Consider the following 15,516-nt stretch of genomic DNA (forward strand, 5'->3'; position numbering starts at 1 on the left):
GAGCAAGAGTGCTTGTCACTAGCTAAAAGTGGAAAACAGGGCAAGCAGGAACAAGGGCAAGAGCTATTGCTTGGATGGAGTGGTGGTAGGGTGCGGTGGCGAGATGGGAATCATCTGCGGGGTGAGCGCAGCTATAAGAATGTTGTGAAGTCGGTCGTCGCACCGGCTTCTGTTGTTGTTGTGGTGCTGCTCTGGCTGCTGTTCAGTTTGCGGCACCGGAGTCCGTTTGCGGGGAGCTGGGATGAGGTTGATTTTGTGCTGGCGCTTAGCCGGTTCGATCTGCTCGCGATGCAGCCGCATTTCCCTGGGTATCCGTACTTCGTGGCGGGGGCAATGACAGTGCAGCGGTTCGTGCAAAATCCGGTGCTCGCCTATGACACGCTGAACATTGGACTGCTTGCGTTGTCCGTTATTCCGCTCTGGCTGCTTGCGAGGAGGCTGCTGTCGCCGTTATGGACGGCGCTTACGGTGCTGCTCGTGCTGACAGCCCCGTATCTATGGCTTCAGGCGGTGCGGCCGATGTCGGAGGCGGCAGGGATCGCCATGCTGTGGTGGTTTCTGTGGAGCTGGTGGCGGGCAATGGAGCGGCGCTCCTGGGGACGCTCAGCGGCAGCGCTGTTCTTCTTCAGCCTGATGATGGGAATCAGGCTGTCCTTTGTCGCCTTCGGCTTCGGCCTGCTCTGGCTGATGGCGCTGCATATTCTGAATTGGCGGCGGCAGGGGATGCGGGTGATGCCGCGTGCGGTTCTGTTCGTGCTGCTCGCGGCAGGCTTCGAGCTGCTGTGGGTGGCAGGGCTAGCCCTGAGCGAAGGCGGGCTGCGCGGGTTTATTCAGCTGGCCCTCGCTTTCACGGAGGGCCATTTCAGTGAATGGGGCGGCGGCGTAACCTCCGCCGCCCAGATCAGCTTCGCCGCGCGGCTGCTGCGCTTCGCTGGCGACAACGTGCTGTGGACCGGCATGTTCGCTCGGTCCACGGTATTGCTCACAGCGGCGGCGGGGCTCACCTTCGCCGCTGTGCTCTCCGCGGGGGCGGCACGCCCGCCCCGCGGCAGCGCGCGCACGCGCGCGCCTTTGGCGCCCCGGGCGGCGGCATGGCTATGCCGCCCGGCGCTGCCGGGGGCGCTCGCTGTGCTCGCGAGCGCCTACGGCGCCTGGGCGCTGCTGGCGCAGAACATCGACAAGCCACGCCATATCACGCCGCTAATCGGCGTGATATGGCTGCTGCTTGCGATGTGCTGCGCGGCTGCGCCGGCTGCTGCGCAGCAAGAGCGCGGCGCGCGCATACGCCGCGGGCTGCAAGCGGCGGGCGCGCTCTGCGCCGCTTGCGTCATTGCGCTGCAAGCGGTCGCAGGCAGCGCGCTGGTTGCACGGCAGGCGGAAGAAGCGCCTGCCGTCTACCAGCTGGAGCAGGGGCTTCGCCAGCTTGCGGCAAGCCATACGGACCATCGGTTCGTCGTATACACGTGGGAGGAAATGCGCGTCCTCCAGTACTTGCATTGCCCGGTGACGAACCGGCGGATTGAGACATACTCGTACTTCCTCGCAGATGTGCAGGCAGATCCGACGGCAGAGATTTTATTGACCGATCATGTGCTGCAAGGCTTCGAAGCGCAGGTCGGCTCGCTGCGGGACAAGGTGCAGCCGATCGCGGTCTATCGCAGCGACCCGCTCTTTGAGCCCGTCTACAACGAGATCACTTTGTACAGGTGGATCGGTGAGAAGACTCCGTAACTAGCACGTTAGACTCTGCCCGCGGAACCACTTACTAACAGCCAAAATCTATAATGGATTTTCCCACTCTCATCTATATTCAAATCACAATTTCGGCGGGGGCTTGGGCACTGAGAGTCCGATATCCCGTCTCTCGGAGTAGAAGTGCGGCTGTTTTTGGCTTCAAAACACCATTTAGGCGGGGGCCTGGGCACTGAGAGTTCGATATCCCGTCTCTCGGAGTAGAACTGCGGCTGTTTTTGAAGTGAGAGTAGCGTATTCCGACTCTCAGGGTTTCAACCAATTCCTTGCCAAGAAAGCATATTTGCTCTCAATCAGCATCCTTACTCTCTCTCAATATCTTCTCCATGAGCTCTCGTGCCTGCTCGTGTGGCACGAGAGAGCAATCACTCCTTTCTAGCGCTATAATGGATTTTTCCACTCTCAACTATGTCAAATCACTTGTGGATTTTCCCACCCTCATCTATGTCCAAACCACTCGTGGATTTTTCCATTACTTGCTCCGAAATCAGCCCGATATAACGAACTATTTTTGATTTTCCCACTGTACACACCACCGCAACTAGAAGTCATTTCCAGACAGAATGCCCAATTTTTTTTGTGCAATCTTATCTATTGACACTCTAATTGAAAATGATTATCATTACTAGCGTGGCCTCTGAGAATTATTGGGAGTCACTGCATGGCGATTATGAACTATGGAAGGTGAATTGCAATCATGCGCATAAGGTCAATGAGAATCGCAACGCTGGTTGTCGCGATTTTTCTGGTCTTGGCTCCGACGAGTGTGTGGGCTTACTCGTACGGCGATGCCAATACCGAGGATGTTGCTGAGACGTTCAAGCTGGTCGTTTCATCGCTTGGGAAGTCACCGGTTGATTGGAACACAGCACAAGCAGCACATAAAGAACGGCGTGACGAGATCGCTTCGCACTTTGGCGAATCCGTCGCGGCAACGCTAGATGCGGACTTCAAAGCACGTAAGACAACTGAGACGATTGCCAACTACAAGGCAATTCTCATCATGAATTTAGATCGCCGCTTTGAGAACGCGCTTCACGATTATAGCGATTACACGAAGGCGAAGCTGCTTCTTGCGAAGGCGCGCGCGACGTTTGAAACGTTGTCACCTTATGCGGAGTCGAAGCTTTCCTCGGCGAAGCTGGACGGCCTCACGAAGGATTTTGACGTTGCACTCGATGCGATCGGCAATCCGGGACTGTTCGGCGTCGGCAAGAAGGACCCGGATGAAGCGGCGTTGAAAGCAGCGGTTAACCGGATTTACAGTGCGGTTAGACCACTGTTCCCGTTCACGCCTTACAAGGCGGAGCCGTCGAAGCCTGCTGCGGGAACCGGAACCACCGCGAAACCGGAAACCGGCACATCGACAGGCGGCACAACGAAGCCGTCAACAGGCGCGACGACAGGCAGCACAACGAAGCCGTCAACGGGCACAGGCAGCACAGCTGGCTCGAGCACAACGAAGCCATCCGATAACAAGCCTGATAAGAGCGCAACGACCTCTGGCTCGACAGCATCCGATAAGCCGGCAGCTAATGATAGCAAGTCCGGCACAGACACAAGCACGAGTACGAACACGACGGATAAATCAGCCACGGACGATACTAGCAAGGAAACATCAGCTGAAGCGCCTGCAGATGATGCGGCAGCACCGGATCAATCATCGAATGCGGATGCTGAAGAGCAAGCTCCGGCAGATGATGCGAATAAAGCGGCTGACGACACCAAGGCAGCAGATACCGCTGATAATGCAGCTGTGACGAATGATGCGGAAGCGACCAACAACACGGGATCAAGCGGCAACGACACTGCAGTAGCAGATGATACGGCAACGGCTGATGCAGCAGCAGCAGCTGAGCCGGAAGTGATTGACGGGACGAAGGCGCATGCGCCAATGGCCCACGAGAGCAAGACCAACCCAGCTATAACGATCAGCGTCATTGCAGGCGTCGTTCTTGTAGGGGCAGGGGCTGTATGGTGGGCCCGCCGTAAAGGTATTTTCTAAGCACATCACTTCATCTTTTCTTCGTACCAAAAGTCGGCGTAAGCCGTTTCTATTGGAATTATTTAAATCTATTATTGGGAGAGTTGAACTAATGAACCGATTTAAGAAGTCATTGTCCATCCTGATTACCATTTCTATGGTGGTGGCCGCGGTATTTGCTTTTGCAGCAACCGCTTTTGCAGACGATACACCACAGAAGGCACCGGTTAACACAGACGTTGCTCCACAATTAGCTGGTTACAAGAACATCCTGGGCATGTTTGAGCAGAAGAAACCTATCGCCGACATTAAGGCGCAATACATTGCTGATTTTGAGAAGAACGTACTTGGCGTTGATGGCAGCATCAAGGCCGGTGACCCTGTCATCAACGAAAACATTAGCTTCGTTCTGAATAATGCCGTAGAAGGCAAGCTTACATATGCTCAAGCAGAGCAAGCTGTTGATAAAGGTCTGCAATGGTACTTCTACTTCCTGATTAAGAACCTGACAAACACAGGCGCTAAAGGTGCTCTGACAGCAGGCGATCAAGCTAGCGCTACAGCTTTCATCTCGAAGACAGCGCTTGTTTACACGGATGTGCTAGACGCTACAGCGAAGATGGTTGACAGCACTTATGGCACAACAATCTCCGCATTGTTGAACCAAACCGTATTCCCTGCTTTCAAATCCGATATCGATAACAAAGACGTGACGCAGCTTAACGTTCACCGTCAATTGCTCGACAAAACATTGATCAAACTCTTCAATCTTGCAACGCTTGCACAAGCAGACCGCATGAAGAGCCTGCCTGCTGACGAGCAGCCTGCAACTGTAATCGAAGGTTACTTCTACTTCATGAGCGTTTATGGTTACCTGCATGGCGGCGACGCTGCCGATGCAGATGTTGTCTACAAAGCATTCGGTTCAGGCGATGCGAAGCAAATTGATGCAGTTGCGATTCGCCAAGCGATCATCCGTTGCAACGTTGCTAAAGTAAGTGCGTACACAATCGAAATTCTTGAGAAGCTGGAGAAGAAAGACGTAGCAGGCGCAGCTGGCACAGGCGGCGAACTGTATGGCTTCTTCGCAGCACTGGAGCCGTTCTACGCACCGGGCGTATATGCAGAAGCTAAACATCTGAATGATGATATTCTTGCTGCATCCGCTGCAGGCGATGCGGACAAAGTTCGCGCGATCGGTTACCAAATGGCTTCCTACGCTGTACAACTCGACGGCATTACGTTTAAAGCCGGCGACAAGCAGGTCGCTGTGAACGGTAAAGCGCAAGATGTAACGCCTTCGTTCATCCAGAAGTCATCTGGCCGCACACTCGTACCGACTCGTTACCTGGAGCTGCTTGGCTTCGCGGTGAGCTTCGATAACGCTACGAAGACGGCAAAAGTAACAAAGGACGGCGTCACACTGGGACTTACAATTGGCAGTGACGTTGTAACGAAGAATGGCGAAGCGATCGCTGACTACAAGCTGGATCAGCCGGTTGTAGTGAAGGACAATGTCACTTATCTTCCTCTTCGTGCAATTGCTGAGCTTTCCGGCAACCACATTTACTTCGACAAAGGTCAAATCATCGTTATTAAATAGACGTCTTTCACTAGCTGCACCCATGCTTGCCCGTCCTCTTCGCAGGGCGGGTATGCGTATTTAGGAAGGATTAAGGAGTGAGCGTTCCATGAATTTGCAAGCGTTTCTCATCACATTCCGCGAGGCGTTCGAAGCGATTCTTATTGTCGGCATTATCATTACGTACTTGAATCGGATCGGGCAGAGCAAATGGAATAAGTGGGTGTGGGTCGGGGTGTTCATGGCGATCCTCGCCAGCCTTGGCGTTGCGCTCGTGTTCCAGATCGTGCTCGACGGATATGCGACAATGGGCAGCAGAGAATATTTGCGTATTGGCATTTTGCTTGTGTCATCGGGGTTGTTAACGCATATGATCTTGTTTATGGGCAAGCAGAACCAAGAGATGCGAGGCAAGCTGCAAAATAAAGTGGCGCTCATTCTCGGTGCCGGCGGCGCAATCAATATGATTGTGCACTCCTTCCTCGTCACATTGCGTGAAGGGGTGGAGACGGTCTTTTTCTTCGCGGCGATTTCCGGTGGCGACATTTCGCAAGCGATTCAGAGCTGGGGCGCTTTGGCCGGACTTGTCGCGGCAGGACTGCTCGGCGTTGCCGTATTCAAAGGCAGCAAGAAAATTAAGATCGGCACCTTCTTCAAGCTCACGAGCGTGTTCCTAATTATGATTGCTGCCGGCCTGTTCGTTCAGGCGATTGGCGTGATGCAGGATTTGCGCATTATCGATAGCCTTTATAAGACGCCTGGCGGCGAGTTCGGAGCGATGTATGACCTAACCTGGTTCATGCCGGAGCATCCGATTGACGAAACGAATTACATCCGTGATACGGGGCATCATCCGATACTGAACGGGCAGATCGGTATCTTCTTCAAAGCGTTCCTCGGCTATACGCAGGACCCTTCTTTGGAGGAGTTCGCGCTATACTGGCTGTACTATGTGATGGTGTTCGTACTGCTCGCGAGGCAGCGAAAGCTGGCACTTCTGGCAGAGGCCAAAGCCCGCGAAGAGGCGGAAGCCGCGGCGGAGTCAGCAGTAATGAGCGACGGTGTCGCAGCCGCCTCGGCGCTGACGGAAGAACGACCGGGTAATACAACCGCGATATAACGGAATATGTGATTTGTGTAAAAAAGCTCTCATTTACGCCGGCCTATCGGTGAAGTGGGAGTCTTTTTGTTGTTCAAACCTGCATATTTTTACCAGTAACGGCTTATCCTAATGGAGGCTGACTTTACTAGCGCGTTCCAAAATTTGTCGAAAGGAAGCGCATTCAACTCCGTCATAGACGCAAGTGGTAGCTTTTGTTATAATTGTGAGGGAAATTTGACCAAGCTAGCAGCACCGATCCCGCCCTGCAGATCCATAACAATGGAGGCGAAAATAGTGGAGAAGTACATCAACAATTACGTTATTGTGGCCATCTTCATTCTTCTCGGTATTCTGCTTCCCGTGGTCGCATTGGCCGTTGGGCGACTATTGCGTCCAAACAAACCGAATGAAGAGAAGAAGACGACCTACGAGAGCGGGAACGAACCCGTAGGGGAGGGTCAAGTCCGTTTTAATGTGCGCTACTATCTGTTTGCGCTCATGTTCGTAATCTTCGATGTGGAAACCGTTTTCTTATATCCGTGGGCCGTTGCTTATAAGCAGCTCGGCTTATTTGTGCTTGTCGAGATGGCGATATTTACGGGATTATTGTTAATTGGATTACTCTACGCCTGGAAGAAGAAGGTGCTCAAATGGAATTCAATTTAGAGTCGATTACCCCAGAAGAGAGACAAGAGCTGGAACGCAATGTGTTTATGGGAACTCTGGAGCAATTGAAGGCGTGGGCGCGCAGCAACTCGCTGTGGCCACTGACGTTCGGACTTGCTTGCTGTGCAATTGAGATGATGGGGACAGGTGCATCGCATTATGACCTGGACCGGTTCGGAGTTATGTTCCGCACATCGCCGCGCCAATCGGACGTTATGATTGTAGCTGGTACCGTCACGAAGAAGATGGGACCGCTGCTTCGTCGTCTTTATGACCAGATGCCTGAGCCCAAATGGGTCATTGCAATGGGCTCCTGCGCTACTGCAGGCGGGCCTTATGTTCGTTCATACGCAGTTATGAAGGGCGTCGATCAGATCGTGCCCGTCGATGTATATATCCCGGGCTGCCCGCCGAACCCGGCTGCACTTATCTACGGTATTAACAAGCTTCAGGAGAAAATCCGCTACGAGGCGAAGACCGGGAAGCGGGTGACGAACCGATGAGCGACGAGAAAGAGAAGGAGCAGTCCGCTGAGCCGAAGAGCGAGGAGGCTAGTCGCGAAGAGGTGAGTGAAGCGAAGGCTGCAGAAGCATCTGCACCTGCGGCGGCGGAAGCGACTGAGCCTGTGGAAGCGGCGAGCGAGGAAGCAGCGAAAGTCGCGGAGCCAGCGGCAGCGGAGGCAACGAGCGAGGCGAAGCCCGCAGCGGATGCTGCGCCGAGCGCACCGGCAGCGGATGCCACTCCCGCGCCAGCGGTCGATCCGGAGCGCGAAGCGAAGCTGAAGGCGGCCGCGGAAGCGCGCGCCGCAAGAGCAGCTGCGAAGGCTGCGGCCGAGGGCGGCGGCGAAGCGCCTGCTGCTGCGCCAGCCACAGCTGGAGCTGGCGGAGCGGAGGATCCGGAGAAAGCGGCGAAGCTTGCCGCTGCTGCGGAAGCGCGCGCGGCGCGAGCTGCGGCCAAGGCGGCAGCTGAAGGCGGCGAAGCGGCACCGGCAGAGCCGAAGGCACCGTCGCCGAAGCAGCCGCAGCTTGATGAAGTAGCAACACTTATTCGTGTGTCGGTTGCTGATGATGCGATTGAAGAAGCTTACATAAATGAACTGAACGATCATATGCCGTCGCTTATCATTCGCGCGGATCGTTTGGTCGAGACTTGTCGTCTCTTAAAGACGCATGAAGCGCAGAGCTTCTCCTACCTGCGCAATGTCTCTGGCGTTGATTATGAGACGCATCTGGAAGTCGTCTACCATCTCGTATCGCTGAAGACGAAGAACGAGCTTGCCGTGAAGGTGAAGACAAACCGCGAGCAGCCTGAGATTCCATCGGTTGTTCCGATCTGGGATACGGCGAACTGGAACGAGCGCGAGATCTACGATTTGCTCGGAATTGATTTTCCGGGCCATCCCGATTTGCGGCGCATTATGATGCCTGACGATTGGGTTGGGTATCCGCTGCGCAAAGATTACGTACCGCTAGACCCGGAGGTGTGATGAGCCGTGATTCGTACAGAAGAACTGCTGCTTAACGTCGGCCCGCAGCATCCTAGCACGCATGGCGTTTTTCGCATTATCGTCAAGCTTGACGGTGAAGTGATAACGGAAGCGACTCCGGTTATGGGCTATTTGCACCGGGGAACAGAGAAGCTTGCGGAAGATTTGAACTATACGCAAATTATTCCTTATACCGACCGGATGGATTATGTGTCGGCGATGACGACGAACTACGTGCTCTGTCACGGCGTTGAGAAGATGATGGGGCTTGAAGTGCCGGAGCGCGCCGAGTTCATGCGGCTAATTGTAATGGAGCTGCAGCGCGTTGCCAGCCATTTGGTATGGTGGGGCACATACTTGCTCGATATCGGCGCGATGAGCCCGTTTCTGTTCGCTTTCCGCGATCGCGAAATCATTATTAACCTGTTCAACGAGCTATGCGGCGCCCGCCTGACTTACAACTATATGCGAGTTGGTGGCGTCAAGTGGGATGCGCCTGTCGGCTGGATTGATAAAGTCCGCGAGTTCCTCCCATATATGGAAGGCAAGCTAGGCGAGTATAACAATCTTGTCAGCGGCAACGAAATCTTCCTTGCGCGTATCAAGAACATCGGCGCCTATGATGCGCAGACCGCTATCGATTATGGCTTATCTGGTGCGAATCTCCGTTCCACAGGCGTGGACTGGGACTTGCGCAAGGCGAAGCCATACAGCTTATATGATCGCTTCGAGTTCGATGTACCGCTCGGCAAGAAAGGCGATTGCTACGACCGTTACTTGATCCGGCTTGAGGAGATTCGCCAATCGCTTCGCATCTTGAAGCAAGCGGTGGAGCAGTTCCCGTCCTCCGGCGAAGTGATGGGCAAAGTGCCTCGCGTTATTCGTCCGCCAGCAGGTGAACTCTATGTGGGGATTGAATCGCCGCGCGGCGAGATCGGTGTCCATATCGTTTCGAAGGGCAAAGCAGAGCCTTATCGGCTGAAATTCCGTCGTCCGTCTTTTGTGAATCTACAAATCTTGCCGAAGCTGCTCGTTGGGGAGACAATGACGAACCTCATTACCATTTTGGGCGGCATCGACATTGTCGTCGGGGAGGTTGACTGCTAATGGGGTCCTGGCTAGATGAAACGTTGACTTGGGGCAATGCGCTGCTGTTCTTCCTATGGGGCGTCATCCTGCTTGTCATCGTATTAGGCTTCGTAACCTACGCGATCTTCTTCGAACGTAAAGTAATCGGCTGGATGCAGTACCGGATCGGCCCGAACCGGGTTGGACCTTGGGGATTACTGCAATCCGTCGCCGATATTACCAAGCTGCTCATAAAGGAAGACACGATTCCGCGCAAAGCAGACAGGGCGCTGTTCATCTTGGCTCCAGCGCTTGCATACGTTCCTGCGTTTGCCGTTCTCGCAGTTATTCCGTATACGCAGAAGCTGTATTTTGCCGATATCAACGTTGGGCTTCTCTACTATGTCGCGCTCTCGGGCATTTCAACGATTGCGATCGTCCTTGGCGGCTGGTCGTCCAACAACAAATACGCGCTGCTCGGCGGTATGCGCTCTGCTGCGCAGATGATCAGCTATGAAGTGCCGCTCGTCATCTCCGTCGTCGGCGTTATTATGATGTCGGGCTCGCTCAACCTGCGCTCGATTGCCGAGCAGCAAGGCGATTGGTTCTGGCAGTGGAACTTCATTCCACAAATTATTGGGTTTATCGTATTCATTATCGCAGCCGTATCGGAGCTTAACCGGACGCCGTTCGACTTGCCAGAGGCGGAATCGGAGCTTGTTGCCGGCTATCACGTCGAGTACAGCGGCTTCCGCTTCGCGTTCTTCATGCTGACGGAATATGTGTATGTGTACGCAATAGCGGCACTCACGACGGTATTGTTCCTCGGCGGCTGGCATGCACCGTTCCCGTTCCTAGACTTTGTGCCGGGCATCATCTGGTTCCTGCTCAAGTTCTCCTTTATCGTGTTCTTCCTGTTCTGGATCCGGGCGACCATGCCGCGTATCCGAATTGATCAGCTGATGGGACTTGGCTGGAAGGTGCTGCTCCCGGTTGCAATCTTGAATGTGTTTCTTACAGCGGTTTACATGGAGCTGTTCGTGAAATAACGCTTATGAAGACAGGAGGGATGAGGGAATGAAAGGTCTCTTAAAAGGGCTTGGTGTCACGCTTAAATCATTGACCGAGAAAAAAGTTACCACTTCCTATCCCGATGTGCCCATCATCATGCCGGACCGTTACCGCGGTATCCAGCATTTTGAGCCGGACAAATGTATCGTGTGCAACCAGTGCGTCCGTATTTGTCCAACGGAGTGCATCACGCTTACCGGTAAAGCGAATCCGGACCCGGAGAAGAAAGGGAAGGTCATCGACACGTATGACATCAATTTTGAAATTTGCATTCTGTGCGATCTCTGTACGGAAGTGTGTCCGACGGAAGCGATCGTCATGACAGGCAATTTCGAATTAGCGTCGTACAGCCGTGATGAATTGTTCAAAGACTTGAAATGGCTGGACGAGAACAACAACAACGTCCGTCAGGACAATAACAATATTGGTGCTCCCGCTGCAGCCAAGGGAGGAGCGAAGTAGCCGATGTTTAACGTGGATTTTACGGGTGAATTTGTCGCCTTCTTCATTTTCTCGGTACTTATTATTAGCGGTGCGGTGCTGATGGTCAGCTTCACGAAGGTCGTTCACATGGTTGTCTCGCTCGCTGCTGTATTCCTCGGAATTGCAGGCATGTTCGTGCTGCTGCAGGCGGAATTTCTTGCATTCGTTCAAGTGCTTATCTACGCTGGCGCGGTATCCATTCTGATGATCTTCGGCATTATGATGACGAAGCACCAGGATGGGGAAACGGAACGTCCGCGCCCCTTGCATGAGACGCTGACGGCAATCGGAGCACTGGCGCTGTTCGGCATTTTGTTCTACGCCATCCGCCAATCGGAATTCCCAGAGCCTTCGCCGCCGCTAAACGCAGCGGTCGATAACACGATGGAAATTGGCAAGCTGCTGTTCACGAATTATGTCGTGCCTTTCGAGCTTGTTTCAGTGCTGCTGACGGTTGCCTTTATCGGCGCGATCGTGCTTGCGAAGAAGGAGGCGGACTAACATGTTATCTTCGTATTTAACGATGGCTGCGATTTTGTTCTGCATCGGCTTGTACGGTGCACTTGTGAAACGGAATGCGGTCATCATTCTATTGTCGATTGAGCTGATGCTTAATGCGGTCAATCTCAATCTGGTTGCTTTCTCGAAGTATGGTGTTGTTCCATCGCTGACAGGACAAATGTTCACGCTGTTCAGCATCGCCGTTGCAGCAGCAGAGGCGGCTGTCGGTATTGCTGTCCTCATTGCGCTGTTCCGTGCGCGCGGTACCGTCAACGTGGATGAGTACGACGAGATGAGGAGGTAACGGACATGGATACAACTTTCTCACAAGCTGCCTGGCTCATTCCGCTCTTTCCGTTCCTTGCTTTTCTATTGCTGCTCGCCTTTGGACGTGGTCAGCGGACGCTCGGCGTTCTGCTTGGCTGCGTAAGCTCGTTCGCGGGGCTTGTGCTGTCGATTCTCGTCCTGATTGAGCATATGGTAGATGGAACGAAATACTATCAATATGCGTTCAAATGGCTGGACATTAACGGTTTGACCTTGAATGCAGGCTATGAGGTTACGAATCTGACCGCACTTATGCTTGTCGTCGTCACATTGGTCAGCTTCCTCGTCAACCTCTACTCGGCCGGTTATATGAAAAGCGATGAGCGAATCTCTGTTTTCTACAGCTACGTCGCACTGTTCTCATTCTCGATGCTCGGCCTCGTACTATCGGACAACATGCTAACGCTCTATATTTTCTGGGAGCTCGTTGGTGTCTGCTCGTTCCTGCTGGTCGGCTTCTGGTACAGCAAGCCGGAGGCGAAGGCTGCAGCGAAGAAGGCGTTCATCGTAACTCGGATCGGGGATGCGGGGCTGTTGCTCGGTATTCTGCTGCTATACTGGTATATGCCAGATCATGCGCTTGATTTTGTCCATATCGGCAATGTGTTCGAGGGGCAGACAGGCATTATCGCGGCGAGCGTGACGACTTGGATTGCAATTTTGATCTTCGTTGGCGCAGTCGGCAAATCCGGTCAGTTCCCGCTGCATGTGTGGCTTCCGGATGCAATGGAAGGTCCGACACCGATTAGTGCGCTGATCCATGCGGCAACGATGGTTGCGGCAGGCGTCTATCTCGTTGCTCGGACATTTGATATTTTTCAAGCTTCGCAGACAGCGATGGATATCGTCGCTTATATCGGTGGCTTCACGGCCATCTTCGCCGCTACCATCGGGGTCGCGCAGAACGATATTAAGCGGATTCTCGCTTACTCTACCGTCAGCCAGCTCGGCTATATGATGATGGCGCTAGGGCTTGGCTCGATGACAGGCGGCATCTTCCACCTGTTCACTCATGCCTTCTTCAAGGCGCTGCTCTTCCTCGGAGCAGGCAGTGTCATCCATGCGGTACATACGCAGAACATTCAAGAAATGGGCGGCCTAAGCGGCAAAATGAAGATTACGACCTGGACGTTCGGCATCGGCACGCTCGCACTGTCGGGTATCCCGCCGTTCTCTGGCTTCTGGTCCAAGGATATGATTCTCAATACCGCGTTGCATGAGAAGCCTGTTCTGTTCGCAGTCGGTGTAGCTGCTGCATTCTTCACGGCATTCTACATGTCGCGGTTGTTCTTCCTCGTCTTCATGGGCAAGCCTAGAGGAGAGCAGCACGCCCATGCGCATGAGTCGCCATCCTCAATGACGATTCCACTCATCGTGTTGGCTGTGCTATCTGTCGTCTCCGGCTTCATCCAAACGCCATGGAACGAAACGCTAGGCACATGGCTAACCGATGGTGCAGAGAAGGAGCATGGCGGCGCTGGTATCGTGATGGTCATCTCCGCAGCGGTTGGACTACTTGGCTTATACCTCGGCTGGCTCGTCTTCGTGAAAGGGACGATTGCTCGCGATGCGATATCCTCCAAGGCGCCATGGCTAATTCGGCTGCTGGAACGCAAATATTACATGGATGAGCTGTATAAAGCGCTGCTGGTTCGACCGCTTCGGGGACTTGGCTACCTGCTGAATGCAATTGACGATTATATTGTGGACGGCCTTGTTCGGCTGGTCGGCGGAGCTGCGATATTGTTCGGCCGTGGGGGAACCCGCGTACAGAACGGTCAAATTCAAACCTATGGCGTTGTGACGCTGCTTGGACTCGTCGTTCTCATCGTTGCACTTGTCGGAAGGAGGTTTTGGTAATGCTGGCTGATCTTCCGATTCTATCGCTTATTACGTTCTCGCCGCTGCTTGGTATTCTCATTCTGCTCTTCCTACCGAAGCACCGGAGCCGATGGCTGAAGGTGACCGCGATTACCGCGACGATTCTTCCGCTCCTGCTGTCGCTGTGGCTGTATGCCGATTATAACGGCACGAAAGGCGGCAAAGCGTACGAGGAGAACGCAACCTGGCTCGACGTCTCGCTCAACAAAGAAGCAGTCGGCGATGTCGGCTCTTATCAATTTGAGCTTCAGTATCATATGGGCATAGACGGTTTATCCATGCCGCTCCTACTGCTCACGGCCATTGTTGGCGTCATGGCTGCACTCGCTTCCGTTCATGTGAAGAAGCGGTGGAAGTCGTTCTATATTTGGTTCCTGCTGCTTGAGATCGGCATGCTCGGCGTGTTCCTCGCCAGAGATGTGTTCTTGTTCTTCGTCTTCTTCGAAATGACGCTCATTCCGATGTTCTTCCTCATCGGGATATGGGGCTACATGAACCGGGAGAAGGCCGCCAACAAGTTCCTGCTCTATAACGGTATCGGCTCAGCGATTATGCTGATCGCCTTCGTTATCCTTGTTGCTACGGCAGGGTTCCGCGCGGAGCAGCTGCCGGAGAAGCAGCAAACGAACTTGTCTTATAGCGGAAGCTATGAGGTTATTACAACGAACCTGACGAAAGCCGATTCGTATGTGAATATGCCGTCGGGACAAGCGCAGGGCCAGGAGAATCCGTTCTACTTGTCCGAGCGGATGCGCTGGGTAATCTTCCTGCTGCTGCTGATCGCCTTCGGCATTAAGCTGCCGATCTTCCCGTTCCATACGTGGATGCTCGGGGTGCACACGGAAGCGCCGCCTTCGGTCGTTATGATTCACTCCGGCGTCCTGCTCAAGATGGGGGCATACGGCTTGCTCCGCTTCGGGGTATTCATGTTCCCAGGGGTGGCGGAGGATTGGAAAGTCGCGATCGCCATACTAGGCGTAATCAATATTCTGTACGGAGCAATACTTGCAATCGTGCAAAAGGAATTCAAGCTCGTACTCGCGTACTCGTCGATCAGCCATATGGGCATCGTGCTGCTCGGTATCGCTTCGCTCAATGAAATCGGCTTGCATGGCGCAATCATACAGCTGATCTCACACGGTCTGATCTCCGCGCTGCTGTTCCTCATTGTCGGCAGCATCTATGAACGGACCGGCTCGACAGAGCTGAAGGATCTCGGCGGCCTTGCAAGAAGCATGCCGTTCATTAGCGGCATTTTGCTAACAGCGGGTATGGCTTCGCTCGGTCTCCCTGGATTGTCCGGCTTCATCGGAGAGTTCCTGTCGTTGCTTGGGTTGTTTGATTCCCAGCGCGTCGTTACGGGAATTGCAGTACTCGGTGTTATTCTGACCGCGGTCTATGTGCTGCGCAGTATTCTTGGTATTACGTTTGGCGCAACGCCGGAGAAGCTTGCAGGCGTTCGCGACGCGCGACTTATTGAAGCGGTGCCGATGATTACGCTGCTTGCATTTATCGTACTGATCGGGGTTTACCCGGCTGTATTGACGGAGCCGATGAAGCATGGCTTCGATACGCTGCTCCAGCAACTTTCAGAGAAGGCGGGGAGGTAGACG

The 15,516-nt window shown here is 53.9% G+C and carries 14 protein-coding genes; all 14 read left to right on the plus strand.

What is annotated here, in order from left to right; translation table 11 throughout:
• The first annotated feature begins 90 nt into the window (after window positions 1-90).
• The 14 genes from BMY11_RS11285 (at window position 91) to BMY11_RS11350 (ending at window position 15,513) form a co-directional block, all read left to right on the plus strand.
• Window positions 91-1,731, plus strand: coding sequence for a hypothetical protein (locus BMY11_RS11285; protein WP_090575327.1), 1,641 nt, complete (start codon window positions 91-93; stop codon window positions 1,729-1,731).
• A 718-nt stretch (window positions 1,732-2,449) separates the two neighbouring features.
• Complete coding sequence (locus BMY11_RS11290) at window positions 2,450-3,757, plus strand: hypothetical protein (protein ID WP_090575330.1); 1,308 nt, start codon at window positions 2,450-2,452, stop codon at window positions 3,755-3,757.
• A gap of 91 nt (window positions 3,758-3,848) precedes the next feature.
• Window positions 3,849-5,339 (plus strand): copper amine oxidase N-terminal domain-containing protein, encoded by a 1,491-nt coding sequence (locus tag BMY11_RS11295; protein ID WP_090575333.1) that lies wholly within the window; start codon window positions 3,849-3,851, stop codon window positions 5,337-5,339.
• Between the two features lie 88 nt (window positions 5,340-5,427).
• On the plus strand, window positions 5,428-6,438 hold the full coding sequence (locus BMY11_RS11300; RefSeq protein WP_090575336.1) for an FTR1 family iron permease: 1,011 nt from the start codon (window positions 5,428-5,430) through the stop codon (window positions 6,436-6,438).
• Between the two features lie 261 nt (window positions 6,439-6,699).
• On the plus strand, window positions 6,700-7,086 hold the full coding sequence (locus tag BMY11_RS11305) for an NADH-quinone oxidoreductase subunit A (protein ID WP_090575338.1): 387 nt from the start codon (window positions 6,700-6,702) through the stop codon (window positions 7,084-7,086).
• Window positions 7,071-7,589 (plus strand): NuoB/complex I 20 kDa subunit family protein, encoded by a 519-nt coding sequence (locus BMY11_RS11310; RefSeq protein WP_090575341.1) that lies wholly within the window; start codon window positions 7,071-7,073, stop codon window positions 7,587-7,589. Before BMY11_RS11305 ends, BMY11_RS11310 begins: the two co-directional genes overlap by 16 nt.
• Window positions 7,586-8,572 carry an NADH-quinone oxidoreductase subunit C gene (locus tag BMY11_RS11315; RefSeq protein ID WP_090575344.1) on the plus strand — a complete coding sequence of 329 codons (987 nt, stop codon included), beginning with the start codon at window positions 7,586-7,588 and terminating at the stop codon, window positions 8,570-8,572. The genes BMY11_RS11310 and BMY11_RS11315 overlap by 4 nt, the downstream gene beginning before the upstream one ends.
• Window positions 8,573-8,578: 6 nt before the next feature.
• Window positions 8,579-9,679, plus strand: coding sequence for an NADH-quinone oxidoreductase subunit D (locus tag BMY11_RS11320; protein ID WP_090575347.1), 1,101 nt, complete (start codon window positions 8,579-8,581; stop codon window positions 9,677-9,679).
• Window positions 9,679-10,689 (plus strand): NADH-quinone oxidoreductase subunit NuoH, encoded by a 1,011-nt coding sequence (gene nuoH, locus BMY11_RS11325; protein WP_090575350.1) that lies wholly within the window; start codon window positions 9,679-9,681, stop codon window positions 10,687-10,689. Before BMY11_RS11320 ends, nuoH begins: the two co-directional genes overlap by 1 nt.
• 28 nt (window positions 10,690-10,717) lie before the next feature.
• The gene (nuoI, locus tag BMY11_RS11330) at window positions 10,718-11,173 is read left to right on the plus strand and encodes an NADH-quinone oxidoreductase subunit NuoI (RefSeq protein WP_090575353.1); all 456 of its coding nucleotides are present in this window, start codon (window positions 10,718-10,720) and stop codon (window positions 11,171-11,173) included.
• A 3-nt stretch (window positions 11,174-11,176) separates the two neighbouring features.
• Window positions 11,177-11,695: an NADH-quinone oxidoreductase subunit J gene (locus BMY11_RS11335; protein ID WP_090575356.1), complete on the plus strand. Its 519-nt coding sequence runs from the start codon at window positions 11,177-11,179 to the stop codon at window positions 11,693-11,695.
• A gap of 1 nt (window position 11,696) precedes the next feature.
• On the plus strand, window positions 11,697-11,999 hold the full coding sequence (gene nuoK / locus BMY11_RS11340) for an NADH-quinone oxidoreductase subunit NuoK (protein ID WP_090575359.1): 303 nt from the start codon (window positions 11,697-11,699) through the stop codon (window positions 11,997-11,999).
• Between the two features lie 5 nt (window positions 12,000-12,004).
• Entirely contained in the window at window positions 12,005-13,882 is a 1,878-nt protein-coding gene (gene nuoL, locus BMY11_RS11345; protein ID WP_090575362.1) for an NADH-quinone oxidoreductase subunit L, read from the plus strand.
• Window positions 13,882-15,513 carry a complex I subunit 4 family protein gene (locus BMY11_RS11350; RefSeq protein WP_090575365.1) on the plus strand — a complete coding sequence of 544 codons (1,632 nt, stop codon included), beginning with the start codon at window positions 13,882-13,884 and terminating at the stop codon, window positions 15,511-15,513. Before nuoL ends, BMY11_RS11350 begins: the two co-directional genes overlap by 1 nt.
• The last annotated feature ends 3 nt before the right edge of the window (window positions 15,514-15,516 follow it).

Source organism: Paenibacillus sp. OV219, assembly GCF_900110075.1.
Lineage (GTDB): Bacteria > Bacillota > Bacilli > Paenibacillales > Paenibacillaceae > Paenibacillus_Z.